The 16,402-nt window shown below is 60.4% G+C and carries 9 protein-coding genes, 7 pseudogenes and 1 other annotated feature; of the genes and pseudogenes, 14 read left to right on the top strand and 2 right to left on the bottom strand.

The genetic code is table 11. The annotated features are described in order from the left end of the window. The first annotated feature begins 34 nt into the window (after nt 1–34). The 3 genes and pseudogenes from EN786_RS28095 (at nt 35) to EN786_RS37870 (ending at nt 1,973) form a co-directional block, all read left to right on the top strand. The gene (locus tag EN786_RS28095) at nt 35–757 is read left to right on the top strand and encodes a GntR family transcriptional regulator (RefSeq protein WP_135909093.1); all 723 of its coding nucleotides are present in this window, start codon (nt 35–37) and stop codon (nt 755–757) included. 129 nt (nt 758–886) lie between these two features. Continuing rightward, nucleotides 887–1,825, top strand: a pseudogene (locus tag EN786_RS28090) (IS3 family transposase); the annotation flags it as partial. After that, nucleotides 1,176–1,293 (top strand) — a sequence feature (AL1L pseudoknot). (Overlaps the previous pseudogene by 118 nt.) Beyond that, on the top strand, nt 1,767–1,973 hold the full coding sequence (locus EN786_RS37870; RefSeq protein ID WP_189379743.1) for a hypothetical protein: 207 nt from the start codon (nt 1,767–1,769) through the stop codon (nt 1,971–1,973). The pseudogene EN786_RS28090 and the gene EN786_RS37870, both read left to right, overlap by 59 nt. Nucleotides 1,974–2,426: 453 nt before the next feature. Here EN786_RS37870 and EN786_RS28085 read toward each other — a convergent pair whose 3' ends face one another. After that, entirely contained in the window at nt 2,427–3,839 is a 1,413-nt protein-coding gene (locus tag EN786_RS28085; RefSeq protein ID WP_128346767.1) for a helix-turn-helix transcriptional regulator, read from the bottom strand. 221 nt (nt 3,840–4,060) lie between these two features. On the opposite strand from EN786_RS28085, the gene EN786_RS28080 reads away from it, so the two are divergent. From EN786_RS28080 to EN786_RS28030, 11 genes and pseudogenes are all read left to right on the top strand, one after another. Next, nucleotides 4,061–5,593, top strand: coding sequence for an acyl-CoA carboxylase subunit beta (locus tag EN786_RS28080; RefSeq protein ID WP_128346768.1), 1,533 nt, complete (start codon nt 4,061–4,063; stop codon nt 5,591–5,593). Nucleotides 5,594–5,603: 10 nt separating this feature from the next. Then, on the top strand, nt 5,604–7,607 hold the full coding sequence (locus EN786_RS28075) for an acetyl/propionyl/methylcrotonyl-CoA carboxylase subunit alpha (protein WP_135909090.1): 2,004 nt from the start codon (nt 5,604–5,606) through the stop codon (nt 7,605–7,607). Continuing rightward, nucleotides 7,607–9,745, top strand: a complete 2,139-nt coding sequence (scpA, locus tag EN786_RS28070; RefSeq protein ID WP_135909088.1) for a methylmalonyl-CoA mutase — start codon at nt 7,607–7,609, stop codon at nt 9,743–9,745. Before EN786_RS28075 ends, scpA begins: the two co-directional genes overlap by 1 nt. A 44-nt stretch (nt 9,746–9,789) precedes the next feature. Beyond that, a pseudogene (locus EN786_RS28065) lies at nt 9,790–10,047 on the top strand (nicotinate-nucleotide diphosphorylase (carboxylating)); the annotation flags it as partial. A gap of 25 nt (nt 10,048–10,072) precedes the next feature. Next, nucleotides 10,073–10,510: pseudogene (locus EN786_RS38765) on the top strand (aminotransferase class I/II-fold pyridoxal phosphate-dependent enzyme); the annotation flags it as partial. Continuing rightward, a pseudogene (gene bioD, locus EN786_RS28055) lies at nt 10,507–11,143 on the top strand (dethiobiotin synthase). The pseudogenes EN786_RS38765 and bioD, both read left to right, overlap by 4 nt. Further along, nucleotides 11,143–11,778: an aminotransferase class III-fold pyridoxal phosphate-dependent enzyme gene (locus EN786_RS28050; RefSeq protein WP_128347060.1), complete on the top strand. Its 636-nt coding sequence runs from the start codon at nt 11,143–11,145 to the stop codon at nt 11,776–11,778. Before bioD ends, EN786_RS28050 begins: the two are co-directional and overlap by 1 nt. Next, nucleotides 11,775–12,757: pseudogene (locus EN786_RS28045) on the top strand (beta-ketoacyl-ACP synthase III). Before EN786_RS28050 ends, EN786_RS28045 begins: the two are co-directional and overlap by 4 nt. 55 nt (nt 12,758–12,812) lie before the next feature. After that, nucleotides 12,813–13,265 (top strand): aspartate 1-decarboxylase, encoded by a 453-nt coding sequence (panD, locus tag EN786_RS28040; RefSeq protein WP_128347181.1) that lies wholly within the window; start codon nt 12,813–12,815, stop codon nt 13,263–13,265. 401 nt (nt 13,266–13,666) lie between these two features. Next, a complete protein-coding gene (locus tag EN786_RS28035; protein ID WP_128347063.1) occupies nt 13,667–14,359 on the top strand; it encodes a GntR family transcriptional regulator in 693 nt (230 codons plus the stop codon). A 279-nt stretch (nt 14,360–14,638) separates the two neighbouring features. Beyond that, nucleotides 14,639–14,783 (top strand): annotated as a pseudogene (locus EN786_RS28030) (IS5/IS1182 family transposase); the annotation flags it as partial. A 296-nt stretch (nt 14,784–15,079) separates the two neighbouring features. Here EN786_RS28030 and EN786_RS28025 read toward each other — a convergent pair. Next, nucleotides 15,080–16,343 (bottom strand): annotated as a pseudogene (locus EN786_RS28025) (FAD-binding oxidoreductase); the annotation flags it as partial. Between the last annotated feature and the right edge of the window lie 59 nt (nt 16,344–16,402).

Raw genomic sequence — 16,402 nt, 5'->3', positions numbered from 1 at the left:
TTTGCGATTACTATACCTATTAGGACATTGCTGAATGAATGGATCAATTACGGTTACGCTGCACGAAAAGGTCCGACAAGAGATCATGCGGCGAGTGACCGAAAACGAATACAAGGTAGGGGAACCTCTGCCATCCGTCGCTGCATTGGCCGAGGAGTTCGGTGTAAGCGCAATAACTATCAAGCGTGCGCTGCGAGACCTTCAACCCACAGGAATCCTGCGTTCCGTCCTTGGACTTGGAATCTTTGTACGAGAGAGGCGCAGGTTCATTCGTGACCTCAATTTTTGCGTCACATCAACTGGAGATTCTCTGCGATTTGGGCAGAGACCGTCGATTCAACTGACATCGGTGACAAGGGAGAGAATCCGCAATCCAGCCTTCAGTGAGTTTGATGCACCAACCGGAAAAATGCTTTGCATGCGGCGAATTATATCGGCCGAGGAAACGCCGATCATGTTCGATACTTCCTACTTGCCGCTTTCTTTGAACGACAAAGTCGTTGATGAGTTTGGAGAGAAGTTTGTAAGCGATGCACTGCGCGATCAAGGGAGGCGCTTTCGGAAGACAAAACTGCTTGTTGATGCCGCACCAGCCTCAGAGGAGGCACAGCAGGCATTCGGGATTCCTAATGGATATCCAACACTCCGACGCCTCTACCATTTAACCACCGCAGACCCTTCCTTCTCGGTCTTTGGAATTGCAGAATCGCCATTTGACCGGCTGGCATGCTCGGTAGAGTTAGAGCATGTTGAATGACGAAACGCCGCACGTCAAGAAAGCGGTCGTGATGCCCAAGTCTTACGGCTGATCTTCTGCCATCTGAAGGGGGATCCTGACCCGCGCCGGATTTGCCGGAGGCTTCAACCTTGAGAAGGTGGAGCCATCATGAGCAAGACGACGAACAGGTTTTCTCCCGAGGTGCGCGCCCGCGCGGTGCGACTGGTTCTCGATCACGAGAAGGATCATCCATCGCGCTGGGCGGTGGTGTCTTCGATCGCGGCCAAATCGGCTGCACGGCGCAGACGCTCAATGAGTGGGTGAAGAAGGCGGAGGTGGATAGCGGCGTCCGCGCCGGCCTTCCCACCGAGGTCGCCGAGAAGCTGAAAGCCCTGGAGCGAGAGAACCGGGAGCTGAGGCAGGCCAACGCGGCCAATGAGATCCTGCGCAAGGCCTCCGCGTATTTTGCCCAGGCGGAGCTCGACCGCCGGTTCAAGCCCATGATCGCGTTCATCGACGATCACCGCGAGGCGCATGGGGTCGAGCCGATCTGCAAGGTGCTGCCGATCGCCCCGTCCACCTACCACGGCCATGTTGCCAAGCGGCGCGATCCCTTCCGGCGGTCTGCCCGGGCGAAGCGGGATGAAGTCCTGAAGATCGAAGTGCGGCGCGTGTTCGAGGAGAACTTCCGCGTCTACGGCGTGCGCAAGGTCTGGCGGCAGTTGCGGCGGGAAGGCTTCGACATCGCTTGCTGCACCATCTCCCGGCTGATGCGGGAGATGGGCCTTGAAGGGCCGATCCGCGGCAAGCCGATCCGCACCACAGTGAGCGACAAGGCGGCGCCTTGCCGCTCGATCAGGTCAATCGCCAGTTCCATGCCCCGGCACCGAACAGGCTCTGGGTCTCGGATTTTACCCATGTCGCGACCTGGATCGGCTTCGTTTACGTGGCCTTCGTTATCGACGCCTATGCCCGCCGGATCGTCGGCTGGCGGGCAAACAGGACCGCGCTGCTGGCTTCGTTCTCGATGCCCTGTAACAGGCTCTCCATGATCGGCGTCCCGACCACGGCGGCGGCCTTATCCATCACAGCGATCGCGGCAGCCAAGACGGATTCAAGCGGTCGTCGCAACACCGACTTTGTTCACTCATGGCAGCAACTCGTCAAGTGCCTCTGCCGGAGTTTTCCATTCGCCGGCATTGTGGCTGCCCCTCGCGCGCTCGGTTCGCAACGCATCGCGCACGATTTCCATTGACCGCGGTGGTGCCCATGGCCATGCGAATCGCGCGCATTGATTTCCGCGTCCAGGTGACAATGGGCGGCGACCTGGCTGGCTTGAGGCAACGCCTTCGTCACCACCCCGTAACCGCCGCCGCGGTCCGCGGTCGCTCAAGACAATTTTGATCTCGGGATGATCGGCGATCCACGCCTCCACGGTCGCAATCTCGCAGTCGGGCAAGAGCGTCAGGGCTCGCCGCCGCTCAAGATTATAAACGATCGTTCCGTAGCGATGATTTCTACGCCACGCCCAATGGTCGACGCCGGTCACATTCAGCTGGTTATTAGGCAGATTCGCTCGCAGCCGCACGACCCACACAACAGCGTGTCGTTGCTGACCGGCACCATCGGCCGGTCGAGGAGCCCAGGCAATGGACGATTTGGCTTACGAGAGATTAGATGTTGCGCGCCCAGCCATCATCACTTCAAATTAGCAAATCGTGTACGGCAATTCACTGCGTCGGTTGTGATCAACTGTAATCGTGCTCTTAAGCGGCGGCACGGCTCGTTGAATGCAATCCATCCGCTCACAAATGCGGCATGAAACACCGATGGGTTCGAAAGCTGAACTGTTGGCAAAGTCCAGCCGGTCAGCATAGACGAAATCCGCGGCATCGGAGATCTCGCATCCGAGCGCGATCGCATAGCGTCGATGAGGAGAGCCAAATCCACCGTCCGCTTTGGTGATTTCCGTGGCGATACTGAGATAACGGACGCCGTCCGGCGTCTCGGCCAGCTGGCAAATTATGCGGCCTGGGGTTTCGAACGCCTGATGGGCGTTCCACAACGGGCAAGCTGCACCGTAGCGGGCGAACTGCAACTTTGCGGCGCTGTGGCGCTTGGTGATGTTGCCAGCTCGGTCGATACGCGCGAAAAAAACCGGGACGCCCTTCATTCGCGGCCTTTGCAACGTCGAAAGGCGATGCGCCACCTGCTCGAGGCTGGCACCGAAGCGCACTGCGAGCAGGTGCAGGTCGTGCCGAAGTTCTTTTGCCGTGGCCAGGAAGGGACCGTACGGCAACGTAAGCGAGCCGGCAAAATAGTTCTGCAGACCGATCCTGCATATCTCCGCCGCTTCGGAGGTCCGGAATCGCGCTCGCTCTATGATGGCGTCAATCTCCGCCCGGTGCTCCAGGGCGCCGATCTGAAATGCCATCTGGAACCTGCGCGTCGATGCAGGCGAGTAAGAGTTCAAGTAGAGCACGCGCGCTGAAGCGTCGAAGCACCTGATCACCCGTTCGCCATTGCCGGCGCGCGCAATGCGAACGTGATGATGCTGTTCCAGGTGATCCGCCAACGATGTACCGACATCTCGATCCGGCACGCCCAAGGCCTTCGCCAGATGCTCGGCCGCCCGGTCGAGTTCATCGATGTAGTTGTCGACAAAGTGAAAGAAGTCCCGCACTTCTTCGTAGGGTGTCGGCTCGGCAAAAGCATTGGTTCGGATCAGCTGGTCGTCGAAGCTGGCAAGCTGCTCGCTATTTCTGCGATATGCCTGATGACAGGTGATCAGCGCATGAGCGATCAACGGTGCGTTTTGGGCAACGAGCTTGAGTTCCTGAAATCCGGCTGAAACTCCGCTGAATACGGGGTCGGCAAGTGCCTCGCTCAATGCCGAGAGCAGCCGGTCTGCGTCACTGCCGCCGATCGAAGCGATATCGACTTGGAATTTCTCGGCCAGCGCAAGAAGCACTGCGGCTGAGACCGGTCGTTGGTTGTTTTCGATCTGGTTCAGATAGCTCGTCGAAATCCCCAGCCGCTCGGCAAAGGCCGCCTGGGTGGCTTTGCTGGCGTCCCGTAACTCGCGGACGCGGCGCCCGATGAAAAGCTTACCGTTAGCCATTTGCAAATTCGCATGGTGCTGTTTGCAAATTCATACATTTTGCAATCGCACTCGGTCAATCCTTTTCCCTTCCTTGCCGACGAACTAATGCGGAGCGCAATTCCGTTGGAGACGTTCATGCGACCGTGCAGCGAAGCAGACCCGAGTTCGAGGCAAAGCCGGCTCACCGCACGGCGGCTGCAGACGGGTTTGAAGATGCTCGAAGCAAGGGCTGCGCGCTGATGCGGGCCGTTCTTGAACAACTCGAGGTCCGTCGTGCGCAGGCCCGCCTGGGCGGCGGGCAAAAGCGTGTCGATGCCCAGCACGCCAAAGGCAAGCTTACCGCCAGGGAGCGCCTGCTGGTGCTTCTTGATGAAGGCTCCTTCGAAGAATACGACATGTATGTCACGCATCGCGCCACGGACTTCGGCATGGCTGAACAGAAGGTCGCCGGCGATGGCGTGGTCACAGGCTGGGGTACGATCAACGGCCGGCTTGTTTACGTCTTCTCTCAGGACTTCACGGTGCTTGGCGGATCGCTGTCCGAGACGCACGCTCAGAAGATTTGCAAGATCATGGACATGGCGGTGCGCAACGGGGCGCCGGTGATCGGCCTCAACGATTCCGGCGGCGCCCGCATCCAGGAAGGTGTCGCTTCACTTGCCGGCTACGCCGATGTCTTCAAGCGCAATGTCGATGCTTCTGGCGTCATTCCGCAGATTTCGGTGATCATGGGTCCTTGCGCCGGCGGCGCGGTCTATTCCCCGGCCATGACCGACTTCATCTTCATGGTTCGCGATTCCTCCTACATGTTCGTGACCGGCCCCGATGTGGTCAAGACGGTCACAAACGAGATCGTGAGCGCGGAGGAACTCGGCGGAGCGGCAACTCATACGCAAAAGTCCTCTGTTGCGGACGGGGCCTTCGAAAACGATATCGAGGCTCTGGAAGAGGTTCGCCGCCTCTTTGATTTCCTGCCCCTGAACAACCTGGAAAAACCGCCCGTGCGGCCGTTCTATGACGATCCCGAGCGGATCGAGTTGCGCCTCGACACGCTGGCGCCGGAGAGCGCCAACAAGCCCTACGACATGAAAGAACTAATCCTCGCCATCGCCGACGAAGGCGACTTCTTCGAGCTTCAGGCCGCCTTCGCCCGCAACATCATCACCGGATTTGTTCGGATCGAGGGCAGGACGGTAGGGGTGGTGGCCAACCAGCCGATGGTGCTGGCCGGATGCCTCGACATCGATTCCTCCCGCAAGGCGGCGCGTTTCGTTCGCTTCTGCAACGCCTTCGACATCCCGATCCTGACGCTCGTCGACGTGCCAGGTTTCCTGCCGGGCACCGCCCAGGAATATGGCGGCGTCATCAAGCACGGCGCTAAGCTCCTGTTTGCGTATTCCCAGGCGACCGTGCCGATGGTCACATTGATCACACGCAAGGCTTATGGCGGCGCCTACGACGTGATGGCTTCCAAACATATTGGCGCGGACATCAACTACGCCTGGCCGACCGCCGAAATCGCGGTCATGGGCGCAAAGGGCGCTGCCGAGATCCTCTATCGGTCCGAACTCGGCGATCCCGAGAGGCTGGCGGCTCGTACCAAGGAATACGAGCAGCGCTTCGCCAACCCCTTCATTGCCGCCGAGCGCGGCTTCATCGACGAGGTGATCATGCCACATTCTTCACGCAAGCGGATCGCGCGTGCCTTTGCCGCTCTGCGGGGAAAAAGCGTCCAAACCCGCTGGAAGAAGCACGACACGATCCCGCTTTGAGTGCGCAAAAATGTTCAAGAAGATCCTGATTGCCAATCGTGGCGAGATCGCGTGCCGGGTGATCAAAACGGCGCAGAGGCTTGGCATAGCCACGGTTGGCGTCTATTCTGACGCTGACCGAGACGCCTTGCACGTCCGGCAAGCCGATGAGGCGGTCCATATCGGTCCCGCCGCCTCAGCTCGGTCGTATCTTCGCATTGCGAACCTCCTCGATGCCGTCATCGCCACGGGCGCTGATGCGGTTCATCCAGGCTACGGTTTCCTGTCTGAGAATTCGAATTTCGCCGATGCGCTCAAAGCCAAGGGCATCGCCTTCATCGGGCCCTCGCCCGTCGCCATCGAGGCGATGGGCGACAAGATCACCTCGAAAAAGATCGCGGCATCCGCCGGTGTCTCCACCGTGCCCGGCCACATGGGACTGATCGAGGATGCTGAGGAAGCGGTGCACATCGCCGGAGACATCGGCTTCCCTGTCATGATCAAGGCATCCGCCGGTGGTGGCGGCAAGGGCATGCGCATTGCCTGGAACGAGATCGAGGCGCGCGAAGGATTTCAGTCCTCGCGAAACGAGGCGAAGAACGCCTTTGGCGACGACCGTATCTTCATCGAGAAATTCGTGACCGAGCCGCGTCACATCGAAATCCAGGTGCTCGGCGATCAGTACGGCAATATCGTCTATCTCGGCGAGCGGGAATGCTCGATCCAGCGCCGCAACCAGAAGATCATCGAGGAAGCCCCATCACCATTCATCGACGAAGCAACTCGACATGCGATGGGAAAGCAGGCCATTGCTCTTGCTAAGGCGGTTGGCTATCACTCGGCAGGTACGGTTGAATTCATCGTCGATGGCGACCGCAACTTCTACTTCCTCGAGATGAACACCCGGCTTCAGGTCGAGCATCCGGTCACGGAACTTGTAACCGGCGTCGATCTGGTCGAGGAAATGATCCGCATCGCCGCCGGCCAAAAGCTGCGCTTTGGCCAAGAGGATGTGAAGCTGAACGGCTGGGCGATCGAAAGCCGGCTTTACGCCGAAGACCCGTATCGCAATTTCCTGCCCTCGATCGGTCGTCTGACACGCTACCGGCCGCCCGCCGAAGGTGCGCGGGCGGACGGCTCACTCATCCGCAACGATACCGGTGTGGTCGAGGGCTCGGAAATCTCGATGCACTATGATCCCATGATCGCCAAGCTCTGCACGTGGGCGCCCGATCGTTTGGGCGCAATCAACGCCATAGGCGCGGCGTTGGATGATTTCGAAGTGGAAGGCATCGGCAACAACCTGCCGTTTCTCTCCGCTGTCATGAACCATCCCCGGTTTCGCGAGGGGCGGCTAAGCACAGCCTTTATCGCTGAGGAGTTTCCCGACGGCTTCGCTGGTGTGTCCCCAACTGATGCGGATGAGCGCAAGCTCGCGGCGGTTGCGGCACATATCAACTGGAAACTCCAGCACCGCAATGTCCTGATCTCCGGGGCGATGGACAATCATCGTCGCAAAGTCCCTAGCGATTGGATGGTCGCGCTTGACAACCATGCCTATGCGGTCGCCGTGTGCGATCAGGAAGACGGAACCGCGGTGTCATTCGATGACGGCTCGGTTCTGAGCGTTGCAAGTGACTGGCTGCCGGGACGGCATATCGCGCACTTTCAAATCGGCGCCGAAACCACGTCGATCAAAACGTCGCGATCAGGAACCGGCTACCGACTGCGCTGGAGCGGCATGGATGTTGTCGCCCATGTACGCAGCCCACCTATCGCCGAACTGGCGCGATTGATGCCGAAGAAGCAGCCGCCGGACACCTCCAAGCTGCTGCTTTGCCCGATGCCCGGTGTGGTCACCGCGATTGCCGTGTCCGAAGGAGAGTCGGTCGAGGCTGGACAGGTGCTCGCCACCGTCGAGGCCATGAAGATGGAGAACGTCCTGCGCGCCGAACGGCGGGCCGTCGTCAAACGGATCGCCGCCAAGGCGGGAGCAAGCCTTGCCGTTGACGAACCCATTCTGGAGTTCGAATGATGGCCGACGCCAAACTGGCCGACTGGCGCACTCTTGCCGAGCGGGAACTAAAGGCCTCCCCCGATGCCCTGGTCTGGCGCACGGCCGAAGGCATCGACGTCAAGCCGCTTTACACGGGAGACGACCTGGATGGGATCAACCACCTCGCCACGCTGCCCGGGCTGAAACCCTTCGTCCGCGGACCGCGTGCCACGATGTATGCCGGCAGGCCGTGGACGATCCGGCAATATGCCGGCTTCTCGACCGCGGAGGAGTCGAACGCCTTCTACCGCAAGGCGCTTGCGGCGGGCCAGCAGGGCGTGTCAGTTGCGTTCGATCTCGCCACGCATCGCGGCTATGACAGTGACCACCCGCGTGTCGTCGGCGATGTCGGCAAGGCGGGTGTAGCAATCGATTCCGTCGAGGACATGAAGGTCCTGTTCGAGAGCATACCGCTCAAGGACATTTCCGTCTCCATGACCATGAACGGTGCGGTCATCCCGATCCTTGCTTGCTTCATCGTCGCCGGCGAGGAGCAGGGTTGCTCGCCGGCCCAGCTTTCCGGGACCATCCAAAACGACATCCTGAAGGAGTTCATGGTCCGCAACACCTACATCTACCCGCCCGAGCCCTCGATGCGCATCGTCGCCGACATCATCGAGTACACCGCAAAGGAGATGCCGAAGTTCAACTCGATCTCCATCTCCGGCTATCACATGCAGGAGGCGGGGGCGACGCTGGTGCAGGAACTCGCCTTCACCCTGGCCGATGGACGCGAATATGTCCGCGCGGCGTTGAGGAAGGGCCTCGACGTCGACGATTTTGCCGGACGGCTCTCATTCTTCTTCGCCACCGGAATGAATTTCTTCATGGAAGCCGCCAAACTGCGGGCGGCGCGACTTCTGTGGTCGCGTATCATGGAAGAGTTCCATCCGAAGAACCCTTCATCACTGATGCTGCGTACGCACTGCCAGACCTCCGGCGTATCGCTGCAGGAGCAGGACCCCTACAACAACATCGTGCGCACCGCCTATGAGGCGCTGGCTGCCGTGCTCGGTGGCACGCAATCGCTCCACACCAATTCCTTCGATGAGGCGGTTGCGCTGCCGACTGAGTTTTCGGCGCGCATTGCGCGCAACACTCAATTGATCCTCCAGCACGAGACCGGCGTGACCAAAGTCATCGATCCGCTCGCAGGCTCCTATTACGTCGAGAGCCTGACGAATGAGCTAGCGCAGAAGACGTGGGCGCTCATCGAGGAAATCGAGGCCATCGGCAGCATGGCCAAAGCCGTCATCGAAGGTTTACCAAAACGCCTTATCGAGACGGCGGCGACCCGCCGCCAGGCGGCGATCGATCGCGGCGACGAGGTGATCGTCGGCCTCAACAAGTACCGGCTGGAGAACGAAGCCCCGATCGAGGTTCTTGAGATAGACAATGCGGCGGTGCGCGAGGCGCAGATTCGCCGTATCGAACGAACAAAGCGTCAGCGCGATCCCAAGCGCGTCGACGCAGCCCTTGCCGTGCTTGGTGAGACCGCGGCCAGCGGCAAGGGCAACCTTCTTACGGCGGCCGTAGAAGCAGCACGCGCTCGCGCGACGGTGGGCGAGATTTCCGACGTCTTGCGCCAGGCTTTCGGCGATCATGTGGCCGTTCCCGAGGTGATCACGGAAGTCTACGGGTCTGCGTTTCGGGACGAGCCGGAATATAGGACGCTGGTTTCCCGAATCGGGGATGTGGCCGTGTCGCTCGGCAGGAGGCCGAGGCTGATGGTGGCCAAGCTCGGTCAGGATGGCCACGACCGCGGGGCCAAAGTGATCGCATCGGCCTTCGGCGATCTCGGTTTCGATGTGGTCGCGGGGCCGCTTTTCCAGATGCCGGAAGAAGCCGCTGCCATGGCAGTGGCCTCTGAGGTTCATGTCGTCGGCGTATCCTCCCTTGCCGCCGGACACAAGACTCTGCTGCCGCAGCTCGTCGCGGCACTGAAGGCGAGAGGCGCCGAAAACATCATCGTTGTGTGCGGTGGTGTGGTGCCGCGCCAGGATTATCAGTTCCTGATGGACCATGGGGTCGCCGCCGTGTTCGGCCCTGGAACGCACGTCTTGGATTCCGTGCGTGCGGTCGTCGATCTCCTCGAGGGAAAAAGACGAAACCAATGAACGGCCATATTCCGCCGGCTCTCAGTCAGCTCGATGAAGCGCCCCATCTCGTCAAGATCGAAGTCGATACGCTGGCCCAACTGGAGAAAGCCTTGGCCCTGACCCCTCACGCTGTCCTGCTTGACGAATTCGCCGGGCAATTGTGATAGTGGCCGGCCGGGGAATCACCGAAGCGTCAGGCAGGATCACCGCCGCGACGGCGCCAGCCATCGCCGCGACCGGCGTCGATCTGATTTCCATCGGCTGGCTGACCCCACAGCGCGCCTATCCTGGATATCGGCCTCGATTATCGGGGCTCATGATCGACTGACGAACGGGATGCAGCGGGTCGGTGCCTCCGGCGCACTGGTCACCGGACCGCGAACGCCTGTGCGACTATCTCGTCAACCGGTGCCGACCATTCATCTACGCCACCGCGCCATCGCCGCTGATGGCGGTGGCGGCACGAGAAGCGCTCGCCATGCTGTCAGATGAGTCCATGCGACGTGTTCGGCTGCATGAGCGTGTTGCTTTCGCGGGCCGCCAATTGGCCGAGCGCTGCGGCGTGAAGCCGAGCGGCTCGCAGATCCAGCCAGTTGTCATCGGCGACGTCAGCCGCACCATGGCGGCGGCACTGCAGGCCCGCGGCTTAGATATTCGCGGCATTCGTCCGCCGACCGTGCCCGAGGGCACATCGCGCCTGCGCATTTCGCTGACGCTCACGTCGATGACGCCAACACCTCGGCGATGGTCGAGGCGCTCGCCGAGGTGTTGGCCTCGGCATGACCAAACGCATCGTCATCACCGGGACAGACACCGGAATTGGCAAGACCGTGTTTTCGGCCGGCCTAGCCGGCCTGCTCGACAGCTTCTATTGGAAGCCGGTGCAATCAGGTCTCGACGACGAGACCGACAGCGAGGTGGTTGCGCGGTAGACCTCCGGCCTGCCGCCAGGGCGCGTGCTGCCGGAGGTCTACCGCTTGAGCAAGCCTCTGTCGCCGCATCGTTCAGCCGAAATCGACGGCATCGCGATCGAGGCGGCAAAGCTCTCGCTTCCAGCCTTGCCGGGTCCGCTTGTCATCGAAGGCGCTGGCGGGCTGATGGTGCCGCTCAACCGACAGACAAGGTTCATTGACATATTCGCACAATGGCGGCTGCCGGTCATACTGTGCGCCCGCACCGCGCTCGGCACCATCAACCACACGCTCCTCTCAATCGAAGCTCTGCGTGCCCGCTCTATTCCAATCATCGGCGTCGCCTTCATCGGCGACGAGGTAGCAGACACGCAAAGGACAATTGTGGAATTCAGCGGCGTGCCACAGCTCGGCAGGCTGCCGCACCTTGATCCGCTGACGGACGAAACGCTGGCAGGCGATGGTCGCCGGCTTCGACCTCGACCAGATCGCCGGAGCTGAATGATGCCGCAATCTCAAGTCTGGCATCCCTTCACTCAGCACGCGCTTGAGCCGGCGATCCCTGAAATCGTTCTGACTGAAGGCGCCTATCTCCAAAAGGCCGACGGCACGCGCATCCTGGACGCCAATCCCGACATCCTGTGCACCTCGAAAGGCCTGACCGGCGGCGCGATCCCGCTGGCGGCCACGCTCGCCACCGATGCCATCTTCCAGGCCCATTATTCCGTGGACCGGCAGAAGACCTTTTTCCACTCGAGTGCCTACACCGCTAATCCGATTGCCTGCGCGGCAGCACTCGCCAATGTCGAGATCTGGCGTGACGAACCGGTGGCCGAACGGATAGCAGGTTTGAGCGCGAGGCAGGCCGCGGGGCTTCGGCGCTTTCGCGACAATGCCAACTTCACCGGTAGCCGGGCGACCGGCACGATCGCGGCCCTCGATCTGCGCGCCGGCTCAGCCGGCTATCTCGCCGAGATCGGTCCGAAGCTGCGCACATTTTTCCTCGAGCGCGGCCTGCTTGTGCGCCCGCTCGGCAATGTCCTCTACCTTCTCCCGCCCTACTGCATAACCGACGACGAACTCGATCGACTCTATGACGCGATCGAGGAGGCCGGCGAACGCTTCGGTTCGTGGCCATGATCAGATCGTCGCGCATTGTCGGGTTCGGTCATCATGCGCCCGCGCGCAAGGTGGAGACCCCGGAAATCGAAATCGTCTCGGGCTCGAACCCGGCTGGATCGAGCGGCGGACTGGGATTCGGTCGCGCTTCTGGGCAACGGACGAAGACACGCTGTCTGGCCTTGCCGCGCATGCGGGCGTCATGGCGCTGGCGAGCGCCGGCATCGACCTAAGCGACATCGGCCTGCTGTTGCTTGCCACGTCGACGCCCGACCACCTGTTGCCACCCAGCGCGCCGCTGGTCGCACACCGGCTGGGACTGAGCCGGGCCGGCGCTGTCGATCTGACCGGCGCCTGCGCCGGCTTCATCTATGCGTTGATATTCGCGGACGGCTTCACCCGCGTGCACGGCAAATCAGCGCTGGTGATCGCCGCCAACATTCTCAGCCGCCGCATCAATCCGGCCGAGCGGGCCAGCGCGGTCCTTTTCGCCGATGCCGCCGGCGCGCTGGTGATTGGCCCCTGCGAGGACCCGGATCGAGGCATTCTCGGCGCTTCGGTGGATTCGGACGGCTCGCGATACGGGCTGATCCAGATCCCGGCAGGCGGCAGCAACAAGCCGTTCCATGGCGACCTCGACATCGAGCAAACCCGAATGACAATCACAGATGGCCGCGACGTGTTCAGCAAGGCCGTGGACATGATGACCGCCTGCTCGAAAAATGTGCTTGCCGCTGCCCGAATGCGGCCACAAGACATCGATCGGTTCGTGCCGCATCAGGCAAATGCCCGTATTTTCGATGCTGTGGGGCGAAACCTCGGCATAGCCGATCAAGCGATCATCAAGACAATCGCGGACTACGGCAATTCTTCCGCCGCGACGATCCCGCTTTCCCTGTCTCTGGCTCATCAGACGGAGCCGTTTCGGCGGGGCGAAAAGATTCTTTTGGCGGCAGCGGGCGCCGGTCTCAGCGGAGGCGCGCCCGTCGTCGCAATTTAGTCGGCTGCAAACGCCCACGGGACATCAACATTGCTGTTTGAAATGGATGGAATCAATGCGAAAAATAGTCGCCGGCAAGCTGCACGGCATCCACGTCACCGAAGCAAACCTCGACTACCATGGCTCGATAACGCTGGACCCCGACCACTGCGAAGCAGCCGGGATCCTGCCGATGGAGTTCGTGGAAATATGGAACAAGAATTCCGGTGCGCGGATTTCGACCTATGTCATTTTCGGCGAGCGAGGCTCACGATGCTGCATCCTCAATGGTGCTGCGGCCCGCACCTGCCAGCCCGACGACCAGATCATTGCCTGCAACTCCATCTACCTGGACGAAGCGCATATCACCTCGCTGAAGCCGCGGATCGTCACCTTGGACCAGGACAACCACATACTCGATCGCCTGAGCTACTCGGTCGATCTCGATGCACAGGGCCGATACAGTTTCTCCATTCTTGATGAGTCGAATGCAGCTTTGGCCATCCCTGCGCTGGTCTCCGGGGCGTGACCCGGTTATCTACACTCACGTGAGTTTCCCCGCCCGGTCCTTTTCTGAAGGTGGCTCCGGAAGGCGGCTACTCGCACATGCCGACAAGGCGTCGATGTTCGTAAGCTTGCTGCGTCACGCTCCCAGTCACCAACAACTCATTCGCCGCCCGAAACATGACTTAAGATCTATCCGTGCAACGAGGTCCTCTCATTCACTCGCCATCGCCCGGCGCCACGAATCAGGAGCGGTCGAAATGTCAATAACCGCGATTGTGCCATCTTACTCTTGGATGCGAACAAGTTGGCCGCGTCCGAGAACAATTGTGATCACAAACCATCGAATTTGACATGGTGTTCATTCTCGAGTCAGGCTCTCTATACTAAATCAGTTGCGTCTCGAAGCGGAAGGCGAGAATGAGCTTGAAAATGCCCGCACTGCCTGCTTTTCCCCGGTCGGAAGGCATGACAACGCATGACTATGCCTTTGAGCGGCTTAGACAGGCCATTATGGTAGGCGCATTTCCGCCGGGAACTTCGTTCACTATCCGCGGGCTCGCCGAGGCGTTGGAGAGCAGTTCGACGCCGGTGCGCGAGGCGCTACGGCGACTTACCTCGATCGGCGCACTACAGTTATTGGAAAATCGCCGCATTGTTGTGCCGAAAATGACGCCAACCCGCTTCGAAGAGTTGATCTCGCTCCGACTCGTACTTGAATCCCATGCTGCGCGCCGCGCGGTAGCCTATCTTTCCGATCGCCAGATCGATGTGATAGTCGCGATTGATGACGCGATCGAAGTGGCGATTCTAGCCGGCGAAAAGGCTGAGGCGTTGATCGCCAACCAGGAATTCCATCGAAAAATCTACATGGCAAATCCCGACCAGGTGGCTATGCCGCTGATTGAAAGCGTTTGGCTGCAACTCGGTCCGATCCTTGGTATCGCAATGGATCACGTCACACAACTCTATGTCATTGATCGCCATCGCGAAGCCATCGAGGCTCTGCGACAGCGTGACGAGGATGCCGTTGCCGAGGCGATCGGAGCCGACATTTGCGAGGGCATCGGCGGCTTCGATAAACAGGCAATCGGCAAGCTCCTAGCGCTTGCGGGCTAGTAGTCTTCTGTAATGGGCCCTTACTCGTCAAGTCCCTTCGAGTAATCATCACGCCGCTGGGATGATGCTTCTGTCCGTGGTCAGCACCAAGACTGCCACATCATCCCATCAGATCCTTGAGCCGGCAGGTCATCTAGGACGCGTGATTTGCCGAAGCTTTCACAGCAGTACTCCCGACTTTGCGAAGCCCTCGTCCCAGCGACGGGATCTCGAACAAGCAGCGCCTATGGCGGCCTACCTCGCTGCCTTGTTCCTCCTTTACGCGGTGATGGTGTCCGGCACCTCTATGTCCGGCGTCACCTCGTCGAATGGTGCTTATCCAAAGCTCAAGCAGTTCTGCCGGGTCGCAACCCGCTTCGAGAAACCGCCCGTAAATTACCGCCCCGTCGCCACTGTTGCGGCAATCGTCCTATGGCTGCGCTAAGCGTTCACACACAGCTTAGCGGACACGTCTCAAGCTTTACCATAAGTCAGTCGCCCCCATTCCGGCTACGCCCCGAACGCGGGACTCAATGAGCGGTCGCGACGATATAATTTCCGATAGGCCTAATGCGGCTCTCCACCTGTGGCTCAATGGCATCGACGGGCGTTTCGGTCGCCGGATTGACCATAAAAAATCGTTCTGCGTGGCTAGTACTACCCATTCCCCGTTATGGAGAATTTTCTCTTGTCGAGCAATTTGCTCTCTTCCGTTGGCTTGTCACCTGCAAAGAGGTGCCGCTACCATCCGACCGCATCTCTCAACATGTACCACCACGAGCCCAGCGTCGAATATTGCGCCCGGAACATGCGCCCGCCGGGGAACGGATACCAGAGCAGCTTCTCGAAGGCATCGTAGCACGTCGTATCGCCGTCAATCGCCTCGGCGAGAGTGCGCCCGAAGAGATGCGAGCCGGTCACGCCGTGACCGCTATAGCCGTGGGCGAAATAGGTATGGTGCCGATCCGGCCCATCTGCGGCACACGGGTGAAGGAAAGCGCGAAGTTTCCGCTCCAGGCATAATCGATCTTCACGCCCTTGAGACGTGGGAACACCTTCGCGAGATTGGGCTTGAGTTTCGCGACGACGTCGGCCGGGTCGGTACCTCCATAGACGGTGCCGCCGCCGAAGATTACCCGCTTGTCGGCAGACAGGCGAAAATAATCGAGGATACAGCGAACGTCTTCGACGCACATGTCGCTCGGGATCAACGAATGTGCGAGCTCTTCGCCGAGCGGCGCCGTCGTGATCATCTGCGTCGAGACCGGCATGACGCGTGAGATGAGCTTCGGCACTGCGTCACCGAGATATGCATTGCCGCAGAGCACGACGATGCGCGCCGAACCTCGCCGCCCTCCGCATAGACAACAGGCCGCGCCGCCTCGTGGTCGACCCGCGTGACCGGAGACTGCTCGTAGATCGTGCCGCCGATGCCTTCGAACGCACGCGCCTCGCCGAGCACGAGATTGAGCGGATGCATGTGTCCGCCGGTCGTATCGAGCATGCCGCCGCAATAGGCGTCCGAGTTAACCAGCTTGCGTAGCCCCTCTCGGTCGAGAAGCTGATGATCGTCCATGCCGTATTTGCGCCAGAGCGCCTGCTTGGCTTCGAGTTCCTTCATATGCGCCGGGGTATAGGCGGCATAGATGTTCCCCGGCTTCAGGTCGCAGTCGATCTGATACTGGCTGACGAGGCGACGGATGATCTTGCCGCCCTCCTGCACCAGCCCGCCGATGAAGCGCGCGGCATCCTCGCCATAGCGGCGTAGGATCGTTGAGAGGCTGGCATTGAGGCCGTTGACGATCTGGCCACCATTGCGACCCGAAGCGCCCCAGCCCACATGCCCTCCCTCGATGACGACGACCTTGTAGCCTTTTTCGGCAAGATGGATCGCCGTCGAGAGCCCGGAATAGCCGGCGCCGACGACGGAGATATCGGCTTCGATCCGGCCTTGAAGCCGAACCGGCGTTCGGATGATGTTTCGCGAGGCGGCATAGTAGCTAGAGCATCTTTGATGAACACAGAGTCGGTTTGAGGACCTTCACGCGATAGATCCTGTCTGAT

The organism is Mesorhizobium sp. M4B.F.Ca.ET.143.01.1.1, from assembly GCF_004792275.1.
Taxonomy (GTDB): Bacteria; Pseudomonadota; Alphaproteobacteria; order Rhizobiales; family Rhizobiaceae; genus Mesorhizobium; species Mesorhizobium abyssinicae.
This window is presented reverse-complemented; position numbering and strand designations above follow the sequence as displayed.